The sequence below is a fragment of the Halogranum roseipondis genome (genome assembly GCF_059695585.1).
This window is the reverse complement of record NZ_CM185235.1, coordinates 1,338,253-1,360,308: the sequence shown is the minus strand read 5'-3', so window position 1 is coordinate 1,360,308 and position 22,056 is coordinate 1,338,253. Positions and strand designations below refer to the sequence as shown.

Annotated in this window: 18 protein-coding genes, 3 tRNA genes and 3 rRNA genes; 7 read left to right on the top strand and 17 right to left on the bottom strand. The window is 62.3% G+C overall.

The genetic code is table 11. The annotated features are described in order from the left end of the window. Window positions 1-371: 371 nt before the first annotated feature. From EOHIBHHM_RS07285 to EOHIBHHM_RS07270, 4 genes are all read right to left on the bottom strand, one after another. Window positions 372-803 (bottom strand): DUF7112 family protein, encoded by a 432-nt coding sequence (locus EOHIBHHM_RS07285; protein ID WP_497256026.1) that lies wholly within the window; start codon window positions 801-803, stop codon window positions 372-374. 18 nt (window positions 804-821) lie between these two features. Then, the gene (locus tag EOHIBHHM_RS07280) at window positions 822-1,232 is read right to left on the bottom strand and encodes a 30S ribosomal protein S6e (RefSeq protein ID WP_497256024.1); all 411 of its coding nucleotides are present in this window, start codon (window positions 1,230-1,232) and stop codon (window positions 822-824) included. Window positions 1,233-1,357: 125 nt separating this feature from the next. Continuing rightward, the gene (locus EOHIBHHM_RS07275; protein ID WP_497256022.1) at window positions 1,358-1,792 is read right to left on the bottom strand and encodes a hypothetical protein; all 435 of its coding nucleotides are present in this window, start codon (window positions 1,790-1,792) and stop codon (window positions 1,358-1,360) included. Between the two features lie 66 nt (window positions 1,793-1,858). After that, entirely contained in the window at window positions 1,859-2,962 is a 1,104-nt protein-coding gene (locus EOHIBHHM_RS07270; protein ID WP_497256020.1) for an aminopeptidase, read from the bottom strand. A gap of 133 nt (window positions 2,963-3,095) precedes the next feature. Between EOHIBHHM_RS07270 and gnd the strand changes: the two genes are divergently transcribed. The 4 genes from gnd to EOHIBHHM_RS07250 all read left to right on the top strand — a co-directional run bounded on the left by gnd (window position 3,096) and on the right by EOHIBHHM_RS07250 (window position 6,381). Beyond that, entirely contained in the window at window positions 3,096-3,998 is a 903-nt protein-coding gene (gene gnd / locus EOHIBHHM_RS07265; protein WP_497256018.1) for a phosphogluconate dehydrogenase (NAD(+)-dependent, decarboxylating), read from the top strand. A 182-nt stretch (window positions 3,999-4,180) separates the two neighbouring features. After that, complete coding sequence (locus tag EOHIBHHM_RS07260; RefSeq protein ID WP_497256016.1) at window positions 4,181-4,765, top strand: 2Fe-2S iron-sulfur cluster-binding protein; 585 nt, start codon at window positions 4,181-4,183, stop codon at window positions 4,763-4,765. A 155-nt stretch (window positions 4,766-4,920) separates the two neighbouring features. Continuing rightward, a tRNA-Arg gene (locus EOHIBHHM_RS07255) sits at window positions 4,921-4,993 on the top strand. 137 nt (window positions 4,994-5,130) lie between these two features. Further along, window positions 5,131-6,381, top strand: coding sequence for a hypothetical protein (locus EOHIBHHM_RS07250; RefSeq protein ID WP_497256014.1), 1,251 nt, complete (start codon window positions 5,131-5,133; stop codon window positions 6,379-6,381). Window positions 6,382-6,392: 11 nt separating this feature from the next. On the opposite strand, the gene EOHIBHHM_RS07245 is transcribed toward EOHIBHHM_RS07250, so the two are convergent. Then, the gene (locus EOHIBHHM_RS07245) at window positions 6,393-6,734 is read right to left on the bottom strand and encodes a DUF8062 family protein (RefSeq protein WP_497256012.1); all 342 of its coding nucleotides are present in this window, start codon (window positions 6,732-6,734) and stop codon (window positions 6,393-6,395) included. Between the two features lie 502 nt (window positions 6,735-7,236). Here EOHIBHHM_RS07245 and EOHIBHHM_RS07240 point away from each other — a divergent pair. Then, a complete protein-coding gene (locus EOHIBHHM_RS07240; RefSeq protein WP_497256010.1) occupies window positions 7,237-7,464 on the top strand; it encodes a hypothetical protein in 228 nt (75 codons plus the stop codon). Window positions 7,465-7,896: 432 nt separating this feature from the next. On the opposite strand, the gene EOHIBHHM_RS07235 is transcribed toward EOHIBHHM_RS07240, so the two are convergent. The 8 genes from EOHIBHHM_RS07235 to EOHIBHHM_RS07200 all read right to left on the bottom strand — a co-directional run bounded on the left by EOHIBHHM_RS07235 (window position 7,897) and on the right by EOHIBHHM_RS07200 (window position 15,926). Further along, on the bottom strand, window positions 7,897-8,784 hold the full coding sequence (locus EOHIBHHM_RS07235; protein WP_497256008.1) for a DUF8231 family protein: 888 nt from the start codon (window positions 8,782-8,784) through the stop codon (window positions 7,897-7,899). Between the two features lie 82 nt (window positions 8,785-8,866). Then, entirely contained in the window at window positions 8,867-9,097 is a 231-nt protein-coding gene (locus EOHIBHHM_RS07230) for a hypothetical protein (protein ID WP_497256006.1), read from the bottom strand. Window positions 9,098-9,293: 196 nt separating this feature from the next. Then, a tRNA-Cys gene (locus EOHIBHHM_RS07225) sits at window positions 9,294-9,369 on the bottom strand. Between the two features lie 314 nt (window positions 9,370-9,683). Further along, a 5S ribosomal RNA gene (rrf, locus tag EOHIBHHM_RS07220) occupies window positions 9,684-9,805 on the bottom strand. Between the two features lie 125 nt (window positions 9,806-9,930). Then, window positions 9,931-12,856: ribosomal RNA gene (locus EOHIBHHM_RS07215) — 23S ribosomal RNA — on the bottom strand. A gap of 269 nt (window positions 12,857-13,125) precedes the next feature. Then, window positions 13,126-13,197, bottom strand: a tRNA-Ala gene (locus tag EOHIBHHM_RS07210). Between the two features lie 140 nt (window positions 13,198-13,337). Then, window positions 13,338-14,809 (bottom strand): 16S ribosomal RNA (locus tag EOHIBHHM_RS07205). Together the 16S, 23S and 5S rRNA genes with 2 tRNA genes alongside form the textbook arrangement of a ribosomal RNA operon. A gap of 805 nt (window positions 14,810-15,614) precedes the next feature. Further along, complete coding sequence (locus tag EOHIBHHM_RS07200) at window positions 15,615-15,926, bottom strand: non-histone chromosomal MC1 family protein (RefSeq protein WP_497256004.1); 312 nt, start codon at window positions 15,924-15,926, stop codon at window positions 15,615-15,617. A gap of 249 nt (window positions 15,927-16,175) precedes the next feature. Here EOHIBHHM_RS07200 and EOHIBHHM_RS07195 point away from each other — a divergent pair, with 249 nt between their 5' ends. Both EOHIBHHM_RS07195 and EOHIBHHM_RS07190 read left to right on the top strand, forming a co-directional pair. Further along, window positions 16,176-16,373 (top strand): hypothetical protein, encoded by a 198-nt coding sequence (locus EOHIBHHM_RS07195; protein ID WP_089823004.1) that lies wholly within the window; start codon window positions 16,176-16,178, stop codon window positions 16,371-16,373. A gap of 81 nt (window positions 16,374-16,454) precedes the next feature. Then, window positions 16,455-17,510, top strand: coding sequence for a quinone-dependent dihydroorotate dehydrogenase (locus tag EOHIBHHM_RS07190; RefSeq protein WP_497256002.1), 1,056 nt, complete (start codon window positions 16,455-16,457; stop codon window positions 17,508-17,510). Here EOHIBHHM_RS07190 and EOHIBHHM_RS07185 read toward each other — a convergent pair. The 4 genes from EOHIBHHM_RS07185 to EOHIBHHM_RS07170 all read right to left on the bottom strand — a co-directional run bounded on the left by EOHIBHHM_RS07185 (window position 17,505) and on the right by EOHIBHHM_RS07170 (window position 22,020). Next, window positions 17,505-17,975 carry a GNAT family N-acetyltransferase gene (locus tag EOHIBHHM_RS07185; protein WP_497256000.1) on the bottom strand — a complete coding sequence of 157 codons (471 nt, stop codon included), beginning with the start codon at window positions 17,973-17,975 and terminating at the stop codon, window positions 17,505-17,507. The two genes, EOHIBHHM_RS07190 and EOHIBHHM_RS07185, sit on opposite strands and share 6 nt — an antisense overlap. A 46-nt stretch (window positions 17,976-18,021) precedes the next feature. After that, complete coding sequence (locus EOHIBHHM_RS07180) at window positions 18,022-20,625, bottom strand: valine--tRNA ligase (RefSeq protein WP_497255998.1); 2,604 nt, start codon at window positions 20,623-20,625, stop codon at window positions 18,022-18,024. 98 nt (window positions 20,626-20,723) lie between these two features. Next, window positions 20,724-21,764 (bottom strand): DUF7972 family membrane protein, encoded by a 1,041-nt coding sequence (locus EOHIBHHM_RS07175; RefSeq protein WP_497255996.1) that lies wholly within the window; start codon window positions 21,762-21,764, stop codon window positions 20,724-20,726. Beyond that, complete coding sequence (locus EOHIBHHM_RS07170; RefSeq protein ID WP_497255994.1) at window positions 21,757-22,020, bottom strand: DUF4177 domain-containing protein; 264 nt, start codon at window positions 22,018-22,020, stop codon at window positions 21,757-21,759. The genes EOHIBHHM_RS07175 and EOHIBHHM_RS07170 overlap by 8 nt, the downstream gene beginning before the upstream one ends. Window positions 22,021-22,056: the final 36 nt, after the last annotated feature.

Here is a 22,056-nt window from a genome sequence, read left to right as displayed (position 1 = left end):
ACACGAGGCGATAATATTTCGGTTCTATTTGATAATTTACCCTAGCTGATGTCTTTGTATTGCGAAGCACCCGTCACGATCACAACGGTATGCTGTGATCGGTGGAAGCGATCGACGCAACAGAACATCGGCTCGAAAGCCCCGAGTCGCTGTGGTCTGGGCTTCGTTGTGCTCCTCGTCGGTCGCGAAGCTCACTCCTGCGGTGCTCACGTCGGTCGCCGTCGCTCAGCAGCGAAAGAGCGAAGCTCTTGCTGTCCGTCACTCGCAATGCTCGCGAAGACCTCGCGTGGCACGCGACACGGAGACGCGAAGCCACGCGCCAGAGTGGTCACTCAGCACGTCGCTAACGCACCGAAGCCCACCCGCGTCGACTAGTTGTCTTCCAGTTTCTCGGCGATAGAGGCCAGCGAGTCGTTCGGTTTCTGTGGGACGTCGTAGACGGCGCGCTTGCCGGGGACGCGCACGCCGTAGAAGAATCCCGGTTCAAGTTCGTCGACTTCGACGCTCGAACCCGGGTCGCGGCCGGTCGTCCCGCACCACTCGACGAGTCGGTTCTCGCTCTCGCCGGGGTTGCGCGCGAGACGCTTGTTGTCGTACGCGCCACGGACGAGCAGACCCTCGGCGTCCTCGACGACGGGGGCGTGGTACGTCTCGCCGTCGAGCGAGAGGCGGACGACGTCGCCGCCCGAGAGCGAGAGGTCGCTCGGGAGGCGGAGACAGGGACGGGTGGTGCCGCCGCTGCGGACGATCTTCGCGCGGACTGTCGAGACCGACGGGTGGTCGCTGGGGACGCGTTCTGCCATTGAAAGAGAGAAGAGCGTCTACTCGTCGGCGTCCTCGTCTTCGTCCTCGGCGTCGCCCTCGCCGAGCGCGGTTGCGACGTCGCCGTCGCCGAGCGCCTTCACGTTGATCTGGACGGTCTCCTCGGAGACCTCACGGCCGCGGACGGTGATGCGCTTGCGCTCGCCGTCGCGCGACGGCTTGTAGCCGACGCCGCCGTCGAGGAGCACTTCCTTGAGGTTCGGGCCGGCGACGTCCTTTCGCATCGGACGGCCCGCCTTGTCCGAGCCACCGGTGAGTTCGAGCGTGAACCCGTCGAGATCGACGGCGGCACCGTCGACCTCCTCGCCGAGCGAGCGCCCGAGGAAGCGGTTGGCGTCCTGTCCGTCTACGTCCATCTGATACGTGTTGCCGGAGTCGGGGTCGGCGACGACGACTTTGAAATCTGCCATAGGCGGGATGAAACGGTCGGCGATAAAAAGTACGTCGAAAGTAGTCCTGTCTCGAACGCCCGTTTCGGCCGTCTCGTGTGTGAGGACGACTCACGCGAGGTGTGGTCGGTGGAGGGCAACGAGGGTCAGACAGTCTGGGAGAGCACGTGCCGCCCGACTTCACCCACAGTGGCGACGGCCACACAGAAGATGGCTGCTGGCACGTACCAATCGAGGTGAGTGAGACCGCTCTCGGTCGCTCGGTAAGACCACACGTTCAAGTAGACGACGGGTAGTGACGTGGCCAGAAACGTCGAGAGCAGGTAGACGACGAGTCGCCGAAAGGGGCGTCGGAGTCGATTACTACTCCGGACGGCGGCGAACCCGACGAACAGTCCACCGACCGCTGCAATCGGTGGGATGAACGCCCCGGCGAAGGCAGTGCCGCCGTCGATAACATACTCGGGTGGGTGAGGAGGATACGCAGCGTAGGTACCCCTCACAGCCCAGAGTGTCAGAGCGACACCGAGTGTGAGCGAGACGAGACGGAGGGCGAACGATGCGAGGCGACGGGTGTCCACACCGACACCTGACAGAGCGGGTACGAGTATCTTCTGTTGCTGGGGGTGACCGAACGGACCGCCGAGTTACCCTTCGAAGCCGTCTTCCCACCGGAACGTTCCGTTGCGCTGGACGACTTCGCCGTCGATCTCCATACGTGAGTCTTCGCTCACGTCGGTGATCATGTCGACGTGGACGGCCGACTGGTTCGCCTCGTCCTCGTGGCCGTCGGGGAAGTTCGAGCCGTAGGCGCGGCCCACTGCCAGATGAACGGTGTCGCCCATCTTCTCGTCGAACAGGATGTTGTCGGTGAAGCGGTCGATGCCGCGGTTCATCCCGATGCCGAGTTCGCCCAGTCGGCGGGCCCCCTCGTCGGTGTCGAGAACGTCCGCGAGCGCCTGCTGGCCCGACTCGGCCGAGAAGTCGACGACTTCGCCGCCCTCGAACGTCAGATGAACGTTTCGAACGCGCTTGCCCGAGATGGTCATCGGCACGTCGAAGAAGACAGTTCCCTCGGTCGCGTCGGGGGCGGTGAACACCTCGCCGGAGGGAAGGTTGTGAGAGTCGTAGGCGACGGAGGCCGCGGAGTTGACGGCGACGCGGTTGTCGATCGACATCGTCAGGTCGGTGTCCTCCTTGACGATGCGGACCTCGCTGCCCGCGTCGAGGACGTCTTTCATCTCGGCCATCTGCTCGGCCAACTCCTCCCAGTCGCGGAGGACGGCGTCGTAGACGAACTCCTGGTACTCCTCGTAGGCCATCCCGGCCTGCTGAGCGAGCGAACGGGTCGGGTGGACCGTCGACACCCAGTCGGTGTCCATGCGGGCCTCGCGGATGCCGGTCGTCGCCTTCGAGAACGCCTGCTGTCTCTCGCCGGGGACGTCCGCCGTCGCCGACGTGTTGCGGCCCCCGCCGAGGAACAGGACGGCGTCGGCGTTCTCGTAGAGCGCGAGTTCGTGTGCCGGGTCGTCGTCGAAGTCGCCGTCGTGCGCCTGCAGGTACGCACGAGAGACTTCGCTGGAGGCGTAGGTCGTCACGACGTTCGCACCCCGGTCGCCGAGCTTCTCGGCGACGGCGACGGCCAACTCGTGGGCGTCTTCGGCGACGGAGAGGACGACGTCGTCGCCGCGCTCGATCCGGGCACTCCAGTCGACGAGGGTCTCGGCGTGGTCGTGGATTCTCGGGTCCATACCGGCCGGTAGACGGGCGTCGTGAAAGTCCCGACGGTCCATGTGGTCCCGGTCGTCGACGCGGCTCCGGCGGGAACGACGGCTGGCCGCGGGAACCGCAACCCCTACCTCCCCGGACGCGACAGCCCACACCATGCAACTGGGCGTTGTCGGACTCGGACGGATGGGGCAGATCGTAGTGAACCGCGTGCTCGACGCCGGCCACGAGGTCGTCGCGTTCGACCTCTCGGCGGAGGCGGTGGCGACGGCAGCAGACGCTGGCGCGGAACCGGCAGAGTCGGTCGAGGACCTCGTCGACCGTCTCGGCGACGACAAGCGAATCTGGCTCATGGTCCCCGCAGGGAAGGCCGTCGACGCCACGCTCGACGAGCTGGCTCCGCTGCTCGACGCCGAGGACGTCATCGTCGACGGCGGCAACTCCCACTTCGAGGCGTCGACGCGCCGTGCGGAGTCTCTCGACGCGGCCTACCTCGACTGCGGGACCTCCGGCGGCCCCGCCGGGGCAGAGCTCGGGTTCTCGCTGATGATCGGCGGCCCCCAGTGGGCCTACGACGAGCTGACGCCCGTCTTCGACGCCGTCGCCACCGGACCCGACGGTCACGACCGCATGGGACCGGTCGGGTCGGGTCACTACGTGAAGATGGTCCACAACGGCGTCGAGTACGCGCTCATGCAGGCTTACGGCGAAGGGTTCGAACTGCTCGCCGAGGGGCGCTACGACCTCGATCTCGAAGCCGTCGCCCGCACGTGGAACAACGGCGCAGTCATCCGCTCGTGGCTGCTCGAACTCTGTGAGGAGGCGTTCCGCGAGGAGGGGACCGACCTCGGCGACGTCTCCGACCACGTCGCCGGCGGGTCGACGGGAACGTGGACGGTCCAGGAGGCGCTCGAACAGGAAGTTCCGGTGCCGCTCATCTACCAGGCGCTCGCAGAGCGGTTCGGCAGTCGTGCACCCGAGACGGGCCGGTTCTCGCGACGACTCGCGAACCGACTCCGATACGGGTTCGGTCGTCACGAAGTCGCCCGCGAGAAGTAGTCCCGCGAGCGGAGTGGGAGCGAGACCGAGCGTGCTCTGTCGGAGCGAGCACAGAACAAAAGCTGTGGGTGCGAAGACGCGAACAGGGCGTCTCGTGAGCGACGATTCTCCCGAGTCACCGTCGTACGACAGCGGACGCACCAATCATAACCCTGTTAAACCCACACTCCGAACCCCCCGCTATGGCAGAGGTAAATCTACTGGGAATCGGCCTCGGCGCGACGCTGACGCTCATCGCCGTCGCCATGCACTTCTCGAGGGGGACGGGATGGACCCCGACGCAGGACATCTCACAGGACGTCCTCGAGAAGCGCGCGTCGACGGTCCCCGAGACCGACTTCCCCGAGCCGATGAACCGCGCCATCGGCGGCGGTGGCGGCGCTGCCGCCGGCGCGGTCGCCGGTGAGGAGGGCGCCGAACTCGAAGAGGGCGCCGAAGAGGAAGAACAGAGCCCGGCCGACATGCCCGAAGACGAGGTCGAGTACTTCGAGGTCGAGTTCGTCAAGGAGGGCAAGACGATCGAACTCGCCAGCAACGAGACGATCCTCGATCAGGCCGAAGACGAAGGGATGGACCTCCCCTACGCCTGCCGACAGGGACAGTGCGTCTCGTGTGCCGCCCACATTCCGGACGGCCCCGGCGACGACTACGTCACCCACTTCAAACAGGAGACGTTCTCCGAGGAGGAGATCGGCGACGGGTACATCCTGACCTGCGTCGCCTACCCGAAGGCGTCGTTCTCCATCGAGACGAGCGAAGCGCCGTAACCGGATTCGATTCACGGCCGATACGATCTCCGACTCCCTCTCTGCTTTCTCACGCCGCGAGCGACGGTACTCTCGGTTCGAGGGTGCGAAACCGACGAGGTGGCGGACCCTGACTCCACAACGGTTAAACGGAGGTAGAGTGTACAAACTGGCGAGGGCCCGTAGCTCAGTGGACAGAGTACTTGGTTCCGGACCAAGATGCCGCGGGTTCAAATCCCGTCGGGCTCGTCATTCTTCGTGACTCTTCGAGACCAGTCACATTTCGGTCGTAGACGATAGTGTTCTCGCCGTGCAGAGAGACGACCGAGCGCTCTCTCCATCTCGCTTCCCAGAACATTCACGTCCGCGTCCCGAGACTACGAGCTATGGCCAGTGCGGCGTCACTTTCGGAACCGGAGGTCCTCGCACACACGAAGCGCCGTCTCTTCCCGGACACGGAGGAGCCGAACGCCTACTCCGTCGTCGACACGCAGTTCGCAATGGACGAATGGGTTCAAGGCCAGCCGGTTCCATCAGCGGTACGCGAACAGCTGGCACCCTTCAATCACGTTCGACTCGGGTCAGGCTATCCGGACCTCGTCGGAGTCCGCCTCCTCGAGTCGGAACTCCTCGCGGTAGATCGCTTCGGAGATCAGCCGCCGCTCGTCGCCGTCGAGGCGAAAGGGTATACGACTGCCGGCGCAGTCGACGTCGAACGAGGGGTCGTACAGGCGTACGATCGCCTCCACGAAGCCAACGCCGCCTACGTCGCAGCGCCTACGCGGGCGATCTCGCAGTCGGCTCGGACGCTCGCTCGCGAACTCAACGTCGGTGTGCTGGGCGTCGACGTCGGTGGCGACGTCGAACCGCTCGAAGTGCCACGTGTCGTCGGGAATCGAACCTCCGACGACGCGACGGCCATCCGTTTCCAGGCGACGGCACAGGGCGTCGCCGACAAGTCGTTCGGCTTGAATCACCCGAAGAACTATCTCGGCGTCCCGCTCGCGCTGTACCACGACGGCGACACCGACGAGGTACTCACCGAACACGTGGTGAGAGCGACGACCGACGCCCGTCGGGGAGCGGCCTTCCTCGGGTTGGTAGACGAGAGCCCAGACCGAACCGAGCTCACGTCGTTGGGTGGCGAAGTCATCCGATTCGCACTCAACCGCTACGGGTCGGTCGACGCGGCACTCGAATCGTTCGGAGACTGGAAACGGTCACGGAGACGGTTCTGTGATCTCGCGCCGGAGTGGGGACTGGTGACCAGACACGTCGTCTGGGCGTATCCAGCGACCAAGCTCCTCGTCGAAGAACTCCAGACCATGCACGAGGACGGAATCGGCGAGCCGTCGCTCGTCGACCTCGTCCAGTGGCTCCACGTCCAGCATCCGACGTTCACCGTCGAGTTGTTCCTCCGAGGGACCGACGACGTGCGTCGTCGGGTACTCGACGAGGAAGGCGGCCTTCGAGTCGAAGAGTTAGAAGACGGGAACGTCTTTCACTCACCGACGGTGTTCCAGCTGAAGGCGATGCTCTATCACGGCGGCGTCCTCACGGAACGAGGGGCCGAACCCAATCGACTCGATCCAGAAGCTGACGTCTGGGCGTTGCGCGAACCACTGGAGCATATCTGAGAGGGCGTGAGTCATTCGGGTGTGATGGTCGTCGCCTCCTCGTTGCCGTGGTCGATGTCGACCGCGTGTCGCGTGTGTCGGGCGTGAGTCTCGGCCCAGCGCCGAGCGAGGCGTTCGGACAGAAATTCGTCGCTGTCGGGACACTGCCGACACCGGGCGACCCACGGACTGACACTGTCGGGGAAGTGTCCCGTGTGGCGCATGTGGTCGAGGGCGAACTGTTCGACGGACTGGTTTCCGACCTGCAGGTCGTCGAGTTCGTAGGAGAGATCCCACTCGCGGTTACAACGACTGCAGGAGACCGTGGGTACGTTGTCGTAGTCGGGTTCACCGTCGTCGCTCTCGTCGGACACGGTTCTTCGTACGTACGTGACGTCCCTTCTGTGTGTCGGTACGACCAGTGGTCGACACGCTGGAACTGGAACTCGACGGGACTGAAGACCTCGATAAACGGCGTCGTGACCGGCGAAAGTCAGACCGGTCACGGCGAACGTGCAACGCTGTCAGACGAGGGTTGTGAACGTCTCGTTGAATCTCCGTTTCTGTTCGGTCGGTCGCTTCCATCGCTCGTCCCAGTCGTTCGGTCACCCGACTTCCGTTCGAGACGGGAGACTGTACGTCCGAGACCACCGTCCGTCAGGGATGTCGACGACTCAGTCGAGACGAACCTCGGTGGGGGCCGTCACATCTGCTCGCTGCTCCCGTACTGCGGTGAGAGCGCACCGACCCGTGCGGACTGCGGACCGGATCGACTGGCTTCGTCGAACTCACAGGTGAACGCCCGGACTGTGAACGAAAGGTATCGTCGGTGGCGGCCGAGACGAGCGGGCCTCGACGACCGGCGAGGCGGCTCTGGTGGACGTCGCCACCGTCATTGCCGCGGTCGTCGTGGATACACCGCCTGCTCGCTGGGCGAGCGATCGAACCTCCGTCCGTCGCGTTGGAGTTGGGCAGACGCTCCTCACCGACTGGTGTCCGTCGTTCGGAACGGTCGGTTCCGGCCCGATAGTCGCAACTCTGCTTGCGGAAGCAGTGCTCACGACGGACGGCACGACGAGTCTCACCAAGAGTCGGACCGACTAACAGCGTCGTCGGTTCGGTGAACTCCATCTCGTGGCCGAAGACCGTCCGAGTACTCGGTCGCGAACGATTGCCCATGGACGGTAGTCGAATCCCACCGTCTTTGTTAATCTCGTAGAAGCAGCGTACAGATACGAATTCCGTACAGTGGGTCTGCTTCGTAGGATCTCGAAAAACACACTCTCTACTACGAGCAGAACGTTGGGGAATCCGGCGAGGCGGCCGAAGTCAGACCCTAACGGGTCACGACAGCTAGGTCTTTCGTTTCAGATGCCGATAAGAGAGCGACTAACTCGCCGAACTCTCGCGAGTCGGCCCCGACGCTGGTGCCGGTCGCCGTCGACGGGGACGAACGACGTACTAAGCGATGGTAGCTCGTGCAGCTGGTCACTCGGTACTAAAAAAAGCGAGATGGCGAAGAAGAGAACGACGCAGTTAGTACCGCGAGGGCAGGTACGCCATTGCAACGAGGAGCACCGCGACGGACCCACAGAGGATGACGATTCCCCAGAGTCCGTTAACCTGCTCGTGGAACTCGGCGATACTGTTCGTCTGCATACGGTAGCTCTTGAAGTCCTGCGTGAGAGCGACCGTCTCGTTGTCCTGGAAGTGGACGAGGTACGTCTGGTTACCGAGGGTGACGTTCCCCTCGTCGCTCAGTTCGGCGGTGTTAGTCTTCTCTCCTGTCCATGCCAGTGTGACCGACTCGTTTTCGACCGCGTCGACCGTCGTCTCGTTACCCTGGTACGTCAGCGAGTCGTTCTCGCTGTACTGCTGAGTGGACGGTTCGGGGAAGTACTCGTCGACCGGAACGGCGTTCAGACTCCCGTCTTCACCCTCGACGAGCACGACACGTTCGCCGTTGCGCATGACCGTCTGGTTGTCCGCTGCGGGATCGTTCTGGAGGACTTGCGTCTGATTGATCTCCTCCCGAAGGACGAAGTCCGTCGGGTTCCCCGACGTCTGCTGGACGAGGACACGGTAGGTGGTGTTGTTCTGCCCCATGTTCACCGTCGTGTTGTTCTCCCACTGGGCGGTGTAGCGTGCTGAGTCGTTCACCCACGAGATCTGCCCGGAGCGGACGAGTTCCCCACCGCCGCCACCGCCGCCGTGGCCGCCACCACCGCCACTCTGAACCTCTGCAGAGATGCTCGTGACGTTGTACGTCTGTCCCTCGACTTGGAAGGTCTCTCCCTGACTGAGTTCGTATTCGGGGTTCTCGAACCCGATCGTCGGAGTCTGGGCGGTCGCGATGAGCGAGTAAGCGCCCGCGCCGATGACCAGGAAGAGCGCGACGTAGATGGCCGCAGCGCGTCGTTGCATACGTGGGCCAAAGGCTACCCGGCGTATAACGGTTACTTTTCGGCTGACAACCTCTCGGTCCCACGGAGTCGAACGGACTGCCTCACGGGCCACCCCGACCGGGAAGGACTTCGACGAGCAGGGCGACCAATACGACACCCACGACGACGATAGCGACCACGAGGCTCTCGGGACTGGGCGGGAAAAGCGAGGCGACGGCTGCCACACCACCACGTAGTCCGCGGCGGATCGCGGGACGCCACGGAAGATGGAGATACGTGAGGGCGGTTATCGAAACGACGAACACGTAGTCGAGGGTATCTAAGGGACGCATTGTGAACTGACGGCCAACGAGGCGGTCTCTCCCCTTTCGTACGAGAACTAGTGGGTTAATCTTTCGGCTCTCGAGGCCGCTTTCGAGTTCTATCCCCGTCGTCGAGCGTGTCGAGTTATCTACCGACAAGAGCGAGATTTCGTCTATCCGGGATGATAAGTGGCGTCTCCGGTCGGTCTCAAAGAGAATAGAAGGAAGCCAAGGGCCGGATTTGAACCGGCGATGGGCGGCTCTGCAGGCCGCTGCGTTAGGCCGAACTCTGCCACCTTGGCGCAGTTCACCGTAGAGTAGTAGCGCGCTTAAGCCTAGCGGTCTCACGTCGACTGCTTCGTTCGGTTACGTCCGATCGAGTAGCGCCCACCTTCGCGCCGCCAGGCGCGATGGTGGGCCGACCGGCCGTCTCGACTGGTGCTGTCGTTGCGGGCGCGGTGCTGCCTCGTTGCGGACGCGGTGCTGTGACGGGCGCTGGCGGTTGCTCGTTGCTCTCGCGCTCTGTCGGCGCGCTCGCTTCCGGGGGAGTGCTGCTGCTCGTCGCTATAAATGAAACAAGCCCCCGAGCGCCGGTGCTCGGAGGCTATAGTATGAGTGGAGGCGGCGAAGTAGTGTTCCCAGAGGGTCTCCCACTCCAGTACTTGCTACCACGCTGGTGAGCTTAACTTCCGTGTTCGGGATGGGTACGGGTGGAACCTCACCGCTGTGGCCGCCTGAATGCCGATCTACGGAATCGAACCGTAGTTATGACCACGATCGGTGTGTGGCGTTTCGACCAATGTATACGTGCATTCCAGTTAGCACCTGGACCCGTGTATCGGACACGGTGTCTTCCCATGCGGTATGAATGTGGCTTGGACTGTTAGTGCTCGCGGGCTGAACGCCTCGTTGCCTCGGCGCGTACACCCCGAGTCTATCGAACTCGTCTTCTACGAGTGTCCTCGGTGGTACTTCTTTTTCATGTGGGTTTCGAGCTTAGATGCGTTCAGCTCTTACCCCGTGGTGCGTAGCTTCCCGGCGGTGCCTTCTCAGACAACCGGTACACCAGTGGCACCCAAACGTAGTTCCTCTCGTACTATACGTTCGTTCACGTCAAGTACCGTAACACCCCCAATAGATAGCAGCCGACCTGTCTCACGACGGTCTAAACCCAGCTCACGACCTCCTTTAATAGGCGAACAACCTCACCCTTGCCTGCTTCTGCACAGGCAGGATGGAGGGAACCGACATCGAGGTAGCAAGCCACCGGGTCGATATGTGCTCTTGCCGGTGACGACTCTGTTATCCCTAAGGTAGCTTTTCTGTCATCTACGGCCCGCATCAAGCAGGCTCGTAGGTTCGCTAGACCACACTTTCGTGTCAGCGTCCCTCGTTAGGCAGGACACTGTCAGGCTTCCGTTTGCTCTTGCGCTCTTCCTCGGGTTTCCGACCCGAGTGAGGAAACCTTGGGGCGCGCTCGATATCTTTTCGAGCGCGTACCGCCCCAGTCAAACTGCCCGGCTACCGGTGTCCTCCGCCAGGAGTGAGAGTCGCAGTCACTAACGGGTAGTATTTCACTGATGCCTCGGTGGCCCGCTAGCGCGGGTACCTGTGTAACGGCTCCTACCTATGCTGCACATTAGCGACCACGTCTCAGCGACAGCCTGCAGTAAAGCTCTATAGGGTCTTCGCTTCCCCTTGGGGGTCTCCAGACTCCGCACTGGAACGTACAGTTCACCGGGCCCAACGTTGGGACAGTGGCGCTCTCGTTGATCCATTCATGCAAGCCGCTACTGAAGCGGCAAGGTACTACGCTACCTTAAGAGGGTCATAGTTACCCCCGCCGTTGACGGGTCCTTCGTCCTCTTGTACGAGGTGTTCAGATACCCGCACTGGGCAGGATTCAGTGACCGTACGAGTCCTTGCGGATTTGCGGTCACCTATGTTGTTACTAGACAGTCGGAGCGCCCGAGTCACTGCGACCTGCCCTTCTGCGGGGCAGGCATCCCTTCTCGCGAACTTACGGGACTAACTTGCCGAATTCCCTAACGTCGGTTGTTCCCGACGGGCCTTGGCTTGCGCTGCCAGAGTACCTGTGTCGGATCTCGGTACGAGTACCACGCTCGTCTTTTCACGGGCTCTGGGTACCACCGACTTGCGCTGTCCCGGTGTTCGCTCGCTTCTTGCCGTTACGGCGTCCACGAGTTTCTCCGGTTCGACCGGGCGAAGGCCCGGCTCGGTGTTTCCCAAAGCGTCGACTTTTGATGGTGGTAGTACTGGAATATTAACCAGTTCCCCGTTTGTCCTACTCGAATTACGATAGGACTTAGGATCGACTAACCCTCGGCTGATTGGCAGTGCCGAGGAACCCTTACTCTTCAGGCCGTCGGGGTTACTCACCCGACTTTCGCTGCTACTGTGACCAGGATTTTCGTTACTGCGTGGTCCACACGAACTCTCGCCCGTGCTTCCACCCGCGCAGAATGCCGACCTACTCGATCGCCCGATGAGGGGCGCGGTCAGGTCTCGGAAGTGGATTTGAGCCCCGATCATTTTCGGCGCCTCGAACCTCGGCCGGTAAGCTGTTACGCTTTTCTTAGAGGGTAGCTGCTTCTAAGCTCACCTCCCGGCTGTTTAGGGCTCGAGACCACCTTCAATCGCACTTAATCCACATTTGGGGTCCTTAACCAGACTCTAGGTTGTCTCCTTCACGGTACCCAAGCTTACCCCGGAGTACCGGATTCCTCGCGTCCACGGCGTTCGTAAGTTCGGAGTTCGACAGGGAGGCCGACTCCTCTCGGAGGCGGGTCTCCCAATCGGTCGCTCTACCTCACGAACTACCTCGGCGAAGGTCATGCTTCGACATGTTTCGGTCGGAACCAGCTGTTGCCGAGTTCGATGGGCCTTTCACCCCTACACGAAGGTCACGAGAGGGTATTGTAGGACACCAACTCTAACAGGCCTCCACGTGCCTTTCGGCACGCTTCACCTTGCCCTCGTGTAGATCACTCGGTTTCGGGTCGTGTCCGGTTGACTCCCCGCGCTTGAACACGGTGGCCCTCGTCTTCCGAAGAAGACTGCGGCCGTATCGGTTTCCCTACGCCTTCCATGATACTCATGTTAGACTCGCCAACCAAACACACTCCCTGGTTCGTTTTTCAAAACGCACGACGGAACACCGGCTCCTCTCGAGTCCTACTGTCGGATCGCTCCGAGGTCGTTCGTCGAGAGGCCTTCTATGCCCCGTCGCTCTATCGCCAACTGATTTCAAGCCCTATTGCACCGCCCTTCTCGGGGTGCTTTTCAGCGTTCGCTTACGCTACTTGTTCGCTATCGGTCTCGAGTAGTGTTTAGTCTTCGCGGTCGATGCCCGCGAAATTCACGAGGGATATCCAACCCCCGCTACTCTGGAGCTGACGCGTCTCGTACTGGTCTGACTTACGGGATTGTCACCCTGTTTCATACTCCGTTCCAGGAGATTTCAGTCAGAGGGTCGGAGAGTGAGAGTCAGTCCGAACACCACATGTCCCGTGAGGGATTCGGTTTGGACTGTGTCGCGTTTACTCGCCGTTACTGACGACATCGCGTTTGCTTTCTTTTCCTGTCGGTACTGAGATGTTTCAATTCCCGACGTTCCCCATTGCGCAAGGCAATTGCGGTGAGGATTCCTATTCGGAGATCACTGGTTCTTTGTCTCCATGCGACTCCCCAGTGCTTTTCGCAGCTTGGCACGTCCTTCTTCGGCTCTCGAGCCGAGCTATCCACCAGCTGGCACAGTAGCCATTCTACTGATTCGGTGAATCAACCAGATGGTTGATTCGAGAGTCAACTCGTAGTGAGTTGACTCGGTGGGAACACTCCACTGCCCGATAAACGGGTCCAGTGGGTGCCTGGAATGCACGTACACACGGTCGTCATCGCACGTCCCGAGGTGTCTCTCGGGAGCGTGCGTCGAACCCTTCCCATCCTCGTTTTCACGAGATGGTGCATCAGTTCGTCGGGACCAGTACGTTGCCGGGTTTCCCACTTAAGGGAACCGGTCTCGTTTGGTCCGTCTATGGACCCACTGGGATTTGAACCCAGGGCTTCCTCCTTGCAAAGGAGGTGCTCTGCCGCTGAGCTATGGGCCCACCCCCTTGCGGGGGCGAGGAGTGTCAGCCTTGATAGTTCGTAGGTGCCCGATCGGGCGCTCGGTCGGCGACGTATCGAACTTGGAGTGCCACCTATGACTGTGAAGTGAGCCAGGCACGTCGGCCTGGTCTCGGTCGTTAGGAGGTGATCCAGCCGCAGATTCCCCTACGGCTACCTTGTTACGACTTAAGCCCCCTTGCGAAGCCCAGATTCGACACTCGTTGCGAGTGCCTCATCCGGACCTCACTCGGGTGCTTTGACGGGCGGTGTGTGCAAGGAGCAGGGACGTATTCACCGCGCCCTTCTGAGACGCGATTACTACCGAATCCAGCTTCATGAGGGTGAGTTTCAACCCTCAATCCGAACTACGACCGGGTTTCTGAGATTACCATCCTCTTTCGAGGTAGGAACCCATTGTCCCGACCATTGTAGCCCGCGTGTAGCCCAGCACATTCGGGGCATACTGACCTACCGTTGCCCGTTCCTTCCTCCGCTTTAGCAGCGGCAGTCCTCCTAATGTACCCATCCACGCGAACGTGATGCTGGCAATTAGGAGTGCGGGTCTCGCTCGTTGCCTGACTTAACAGGACGCCTCACGGTACGAGCTGACGGCGGCCATGCACCTCCTCTCTGTAGCTCAACATAGAGGTCATCAACCTGATGATCATTGCTACAGTCGATGCTGGTGAGATGTCCGGCGTTGAGTCCAATTAAACCGCAGGCTCCTCCGGTTGTAGTGCTCCCCCGCCAATTCCTTTAAGTTTCATCCTTGCGGACGTACTTCCCAGGCGGCCAATTTATCGGCTTCCCTACGGCACAGCACCGACTCGTAGTCGGTGCCACACCTAATTGGCATTGTTTACGGCTGGGACTACCCGGGTATCTAATCCGGTTCGAGACCCCAGCTTTCGTCCCTCACTGTCGGATCCGTCTTCTCGAGGTGCTTTCGCCATCGGCGGTCCGTCCAGGATTACGGGATTTCACTCCTACCCCGGACGTACCCCTCGAGCCTTCCGGTCCCAAGCCACGTGGTTTTCGCCGGACGCCCATCCGTTGGGCGGATGGATTTCCCGACGAACCTACGCGGCCAGCTACGGACGCTTTAGGCCCAATAATATCGGTCATCACTTGAGCTGCCGGTATTACCGCGGCGGCTGGCACCGGTCTTGCCCAGCTCTTATTCGTGTACCACCTTACGGTACACAAAAGCGAGGACTATATGCCCTCGCACTTGGGGTCCCCTTATCGCACTGTCGTGCAGTGTAAAGGTTTCGCGCCTGCTGCGCCCCGTAGGGCCCGGAATCTTGTCTCAGATTCCGTCTCCGGGCTCTTGCTCTCACAACCCGTACCGATTATCGGCACGGTGGGCCGTTACCCCACCGTCTACCTAATCGGCCGCAGCCACATCCTGCAGCGCCGAAGCGTTTCGAGCACTCCGCATTCCAGCGTGAGTGCGGTATGGAGTATTAGCCTCAGTTTCCCGAGATTATGCTCCTCTGCAGGGTAGGTTGGCCACGTGTTACTGAGCTTTCCGCTGCGATCTAAGTCGCGCAACTAGCATGGCTAAATCGGACCCCAATAGCAATGACCTCCGGCAGGATCAACCGGAATGTTTCCTCTCTCTGTTTGGGGGCAGAGAGAGGGGGTGGCGGGATTTCCACTCTGACGAGTGGGAATCACCATACACTCTGTAAAGAGTGCAATTGCAAGGTCCAAGTTCGGTGTGTCGATCGAGTCGAGTGACCGATCGGGTATCACCGAACTATCAAGGCTAACGTCAGATTCCGTCGTGTACGGCGGACCGCAGGGGCGGAATCCTCATCTTCTTCGGACCCGAACGTTGGTGGTTCGGGACCTTAAAGGCACCGAAGCCGTGTTCAGGGTGTCCGATCGCGGGCCGGGTTGAACGGCCCGCAGTCGCGGTGTGTCTGTATCGTGTTCGAGTGCCCGTTTCCACTTAAGGGCACCGAATCGAGGTCGGCGTCGTCGTTCGATTTCGCCGACGTCCGCGTACTTCAGTACGAGTGCCGAGTCCCACTTAAGGGATTCGGATTCGGACTCGGACTGGGCGCGCCGTCGACCGGTGTGAACCGGGCGCGGCACGTCCGGGACGCCGGGGGAGACCCGAGCGCCCTTCGCATCTCTTTCGAGGAGAGTGACTCATAAAAGAGTGCCGAAGAAAACCGCCTCAGACACACGCTCTCATCCCACGCGTCGAAAGAAGTCAGACGGGACGCTCTCGGCAGTCGACGTGGAGAGATATCGCGCAGCTGGAGGCCGGTCGGTCATCCCACGCATCCCGCGTACGGTCTGACCGGGTGTCGGCTGCGCGTCCGAACGTCGTCGGAGCCGATGGAAAACACTGTCGGGTGCGGCGTCCACGCGCAAAGAATGATTAGTTACTGTTCTCGTCCGTTCACTCGGCTTCGAGATGTTCGATGCCTTTCTTCGAGACGTTGGCCTCGGTGATCGTGTCGGGCATCCAGTCGGGTTTGTTGTCGGGCGACGTCTCCTGCCACGCCCAGCCCTCGTAGATGTGAACCTTGTCGGTGCCTTTCTCCCGAAGTCGGAGTTCGACTCGTTGTGCACCCTCTTCGGAGTCTCCCGGTTCGAGCCGACGAGCGGCTTTCAACGCCGCCTGTCGCGGTGTGTTTCCGGAGAACACGCTCGACTCGTCACCGTTCGATTCACGCAGCGCGAAGTTCCGTTTACCGTCGTCACGTACCATGGTTTCACCCTCTATGGCAAGTGACCACATCCCCAAGCATAAATATATCGGCGAAATGAGGACAATTCAACCAAATGTTTATATACCAAAAAGCCGCGCTCGGGCGGTTTCGTCGGCGCGACGAGCGGACGGTGAAACTACGGACGACAGTCTGCAGCGACGTACAGAGTCGGGTCGTGGACCTCACACTCGCCGTAGGTAAACAACACTTATGTATTTCCTCCGGCGAACTTCCGGTAGACACCCCCGATGGTCCGGAAAAAGAAGCTCAGCCCGAGTGGTGCCAAAGACGAGAACGGCGAGTACCACAACGTTCATCTCAACCTCCACGAGGACGAACTCGCCGTCGCCGGGATGGAGATCGGCGACGAGGTGTTCGTTCGCGTCCGAGACGGGAAGATCATCATCCAGAAGGCCGACTCGGACGACGTCGAGCACGACTTCTGAGCGCCTCTTCGTTCGGAACAACAGCCAGAGACAGCGACTGCTCCGTCGGGTTAATGCGGGTCCAGCGACTCACCACGTGCAATGAGTCTGTACGACGCCGCGAAACCGGCACTGTTCGCGCTCCCGCCGGAGACAGCACACCTCACGATCCATCGGTTCCTCCGCAGCGTTCAACACACGCCAGTCGAGCACCTGCTCCGACGTCGGTACACTGTCGACGACGACCGGCTCGCCGTCGACCGGTTCGGCCTCTCCTTCGACAACCCGGTCGGTGTCGCCGCCGGCTTCGACAAGAACGCCGAACTCCCCTCGGTACTCACCGCACTCGGCTTCGGCCACGTCGAAGTCGGAGCCGTCACCGCGAAGCGACAGCCCGGAAACCCCCGCCCACGGATGTTCCGCCTCCGCGAGGACGAGGCGCTGATCAACCGGATGGGGTTCAACAACGAGGGTGCCGACAGTGTCGGCGACCGTCTCGACGCCCAACCGCTGCCGAACGCACCTGTCGGCATCAACGTCGGGAAGTCGAAGGTCACCCCACTGGAGGAGGCTGCAGACGACTATCGTTACACCTACGAGCGCGTCGCCGACGCCGGCGACTACTTCGTCGTCAACGTCTCCAGCCCCAACACTCCCGGACTCCGCTCGCTTCAGAATCGCGAGTCACTCGAACAGATCTTCGGAACCTTGCAGGACGCCGGGGCAGCTCCCCTCCTCGTGAAACTCTCCCCCGATCTCTCCGAGGGAGCCATCGAGGACGCACTCGCCGTCGTCGACGACCTCGACCTCGACGGCGTCATCGCGACCAACACGACCACCGAACGGTCGGAGTCGCTGAAGAGCCCCGAGAAGGCAGAGCGCGGCGGCCTCTCCGGCAAGCCCATCGAACAGCGGGCGACGGGCACGATTCGCTTCATCGCCGAGCGCACTGACGTCCCCGTCGTCGGCGTCGGCGGCATCTCGGACGCCGAAGGAGCCTACGCGAAGATCCGCTCGGGAGCAAGTATCGTCCAACTCTACACCGGCCTCGTCTACGAGGGACCGGGACTCGCCCGCGACATCAACGAGGGACTGCTCGAACTCCTCGAGCGCGACGGGTTCGACAGCGTCGAAGACGCCGTCGGCGCGGATCTATAGCTCGACCGACCTCGACATCGCCACGAACTCGTACTCGCCGCCGTTGGTCACCTGTACGAACTCTTCGACTTGCTCGAAGCCGACAGACTCGTAGACGCGAATCGCCCGCTCGTTGAACGCCGCGACGGCGAGGCGAAACTCCTGGGCCTCGTACCGTTCTCGGGCGAAGTCCAACCCTGCCTCGACGAACTCGGGTCCGCTTCCCTCACCAGTCCGACTCGGTTCCATCCCGAGACCGACGTCGACAGTCGTGCCGTCGTCAACGACGTCGAAGGTGAAGAACCCGGCTAGCCCGTCGTTCTCGTGGACGGCGAACGACCTGCCCTCCCACCGGGACTCGTCGAGGAACAGTTCGAGGTCCTCGGGGTCGTTCTCCATATCGTAGAACGCGTACGGTTCCTCGTACGACCACTCGGCGATGACACCAGCGTCTTCGCGACTCATGGAGACGAACTGGTAGCTCATAGAGCAGAGACGACAGCGCAGAAGAAAATGACAGCGACGTGGAGTGTTAGTTCTGTACGATGACGAGCGCGCCCTCGGCTTCGACCATCTCGCCCTCGCCGGTGTACTTGCGCTCGCGGTCGACCTCGAAGAGGTCGTCGCCGAGTTCGACGTCGGCGGCGTGGAGCACGCCGTCTTCGATGGTGTAGTCGCCAGCCTCGATGGCCGACTCGATCTCCGGTACCTTGCTCCCGAACTGGGGGCCGACCTGTGCGTAGTCGAGGTCGATGCCCGTGATCACCGACTCGATCTCCGGCTCTTCCTCGAGCGTCTCCAGCGTGTCGACGTGCATCACGCGGCTGACGTCCTCTTCGAGTCCCCCGATGTTACCGTAGACCTGCACCGTGTCGAGGGTGGCGTTCATCGACAGCTGGTGGTCGGTCTTGTACTTGCGAAGCGCGGCGACGACTGCCATCGCCGTCTCGCCAGCTTCGAGATCCGCTTCCACGCCGAACGGTTGGGGCCAGTCGGCGCGGTGGACGCTCGTCTCGGCGTCGTACATGTCCCGCCAGAGCTCCTCGGTGACGTGCGCGAGGAACGGCGCGAACAGTTTGAGGAACGTCGCGTGGGCCGTCCGGAGCGTGTACGCGGCCGACACGTCGCCGCCGTCGTGCAGTCGCTGCTTTGCGATCTCGAGGTAGTCGTCACAGAACGTGTGCCAGAAGAAGCTCCGCAGGCTGTCGCGGGCCTTCGAGAACTCCCGGTTGTCGAGCTTCTCGGTGACGAACTCGATCTCGGCGTCGAGTTCGGCGAGCAGCCACTTGTCGATCGGTTTCAGGTCCGGCCGGTCGGGCGTCTCGTCGGCCAGACTCTCGACGAGTTTCGACGCGTTCCACAGCTTCCGCATGAGTTTCTCGCCCGCGACGAGCCCTTTCTCCTGGTACGGCAGGTCGTCGCCGATGGCGCTGCCGGCGGCCCAGTAACGGGCGGCGTCGACAGGGTACTTCTCCATGACTTCGTCGGGCGAGACGATGTTCCCCAGCGACTTCGACATCTTCACTCTGTTCTCGTCGAGCACCATCCCGTTGATCATCACGGAGTCGAACGGCACCTCGCCGGTGTGCTCGTAGCACTTGACGACCGTGTGGAACAGCCAGAAGGAGATGATGTCGTGGCCCTGCGGCCGCAGGTCGAACGGGTAGATCTCCGGGCGTTCCATCGTGAACTCGCCGGACTCCGCATCCCAGTTCCAGCCGGCGTTGATGAGCGGCGTGAGCGAGGAGGTCGCCCACGTGTCGAAGACGTCGTCCTCGGGGACGAGTTCGTCGTGGCCACACTCCGGACAGGCGTCCACGGGCGGGTCGTCCGAGAGCGGGTCGACCGGTAGCGACTCGCGGTCGGCCATCACGGGGTGGTCGCAGTCGTCACAGTACCAGACCGGGAACGGGATGCCCGAGGAACGCTGTCGGGAGATGGCCCAGTCCCACTGGAGCCCCTCGATCCAGTTTTTGTACCGCGTGAACATCTTCTCGGGGAACCACTCCATCTGGCGGCCGGCCTCCAGATACTCGTCGGTCTTGTCGAGCAGTTTGATGTACCACTGGTCTTTGACGAGGAACTCCACGCCCGTCCCGCAGCGCTCGTGGACGTTCACCGTGTGGGTGATGGCGCGCTCGTCGAGCAGCACGCCCGCGTCGTCGAGGCCCTCGACGATGGCCTCGCGGGCCTCCGTCGACGCGTGCAGACCGTCGTACTCGCCGGCGACTTCGGTCATCGTCCCGGACTCGTCGATGGCGATACGCAGCGGTAGGTCGTGCGCCTGATACCACTCGATGTCGGTCTGGTCGCCGAACGTACAGCACATGACGAGGCCCGTCCCCGTCTCCAGGTCGACGCGCTCGTCTTCGAGGATCGGGACTGTCTGGCCGAACAGCGGCACCTCGGCCTCCTCACCCACCAGATGCTGGTTCTCGTCGTCGTCCGGGTGGACGAAGACGGCGACGCAGGCGGGCAGCAGCTCGGGTCGGGTCGTCGAGATGACGAACCGTTCGGCCGAATCGGCCACGGCGAACTCGATGTCGTGGAAGTGCGACGCCTGCTCGTCGTCTTCGGTCTCGACCTGCGAGATGGCCGTCTCGCACTCGGGACACCAGATAGCCGGCGCGCGCTGGCGATACTCTCGGCCCTGGTCGTACAGTTCGATAAAGGAGAGCTGCGAGATGCGCTGGACGCGCGGTTCGATGGTCTGGTAGGTCTGGTCCCAGTCGATGGAGACGCCGATCCCCTGCATCTTCTCGTTGAAGTCGGCCTCGTACTCGGCGGTGACCTCCCGGCACATCTGCTGGAACTCCCGGCGGCCGTAGTCCTGGTGGCGGACGTCGAGTTCCTCTTCGGTCAGTCGTTCCGAGGCGATGCCGTTGTCGTCGTAGCCGAACGGGAAGAAGACGTCCTTTCCCTGCATCCGGTTGAACCGCGCGACGATATCCTGGAGGATCGAGCCGTAGACGTGACCCCAGTGAAGGCTCCCGGATACCGTCGGCGGCGGCGTGTCGATAGAGAAGACGGTGTTCGGGTCGACGGCCTCGCCCCGATAGGCGTAGGTGTCGTCTTCGACCCACTGCTGTTGCCACTTGGGTTCGACGGTCTCCGGGTCGTATTCTCCACTCGGCATTCGTGGGTTGTGCTCTGCCTGCGTCGCGGTTAAATACCTCGGTTAGCCGGAGCCGAGGAGACGGTCCGCCGGGCAGGACGCTCCGTCCGTGACGACGGTCAGCGCTGGGAGTCCCGGAGGATGAGCGGACCGATCGCCAGCGTCCGCTTGGCGACGGTCGCGACGCGGAGGATGTAGGAGATGAAGATGAGGAACGGCAGCAGCGTCACGGTGAACGCCGCGACCGTCACCCACGTGATGTCCTCGACGCCGAGCGTCGTGCCGGGGAACGTCCCCTCGCCGACGAACATGAACATCGCCGCGGCGACGACGAGCGCCGGGATCGCGCTGAAGAGGATGTACTGCGAGAGGTCGACCAGCGCCCACTCGAAGTAGAGCGTCTTGACGTGTTCACGCGCCGGTCCGAACATCGCCAGCGCCGTCTTCAGGTCGTGGAACCCCTCTTTCTCCTCGCGGCTGAGGCTGTCCTCGAACTCGTTTCGCATCCGGTCGACCTGGAAGATCTTCCACGAGTAGTTGTAGTCGAGGGCGGCGTGGAGCACGTCGAACGTGCCGAAGCTGGACCCCTCGAGTTGGTCGTGGACCGTCTCGGCGTTCCCCTCGAGGCTGTCGACGAACTCGTCGAGCTGCTCCTCGAGGTCGTCGTCGCGGTCGTCCTCGGCGACGAGTCGGCGCAGTCGCTGTGCCCGCTGGCGACTCTCGTCGACGAGCGCACGCAGCAGGTGCGAGGGGTCGGCGGGCGCGGTCGACCCGAGCAGTTCCTCCGTGTACGTCCGGAAGTCCTCCGTGTTGCTCATCCGCCGCCGTTGATCGCCCAGCGGCCCGTTCTCCTGGGAGAGCACGAGCTGGTTGATACTGACGACGAGCGTCGCCCCGGTGACGATGACGCTGACCATCGTCGTGAACGCCGTCTCGAGGGTGTCGCCGCGCTGGAGACTCACCTGCAGCGAGGGATAGATGTACACGGCCAGCACCATCAGACTCGCGAAGACGACAGCTGCGAGGACGGCTGCGACGACGAGCCGGTTCGCACCGAGCAGCAGCCAGACCTTCAGCCGACTCTCGTCGGCGCGGTCCCGCATCGTGTTCGCCGTCCCGATCGAGTCGTCGCCGGAGTCACCGTCGCTGTCGTCAGTCACGGTTCCGTCGCTCGCGAGCGTCGTCGTCCGTCTCGACCACCGAGTCGTCGTTCGCGGAGTCGTCACTCCGAGAGGGGCGCTCGAAGACGAAGTACTTCGTCCCGCCCCCGACGTACTCGACGGTCTCGACCAGTCGCCACCCCTCTCCGGCGAGGTCGTTCAACTGGTCGGTCGGGTCGCGCGACTCCTTCTTCGTCGCCTCGCGGGGAGGACGAACCGCTCGATACTCCCACCGGTCGACGGCATCGTCGGCCATGGTTCGACAGGCGAGTGCGACGTGGATAAACGTGAC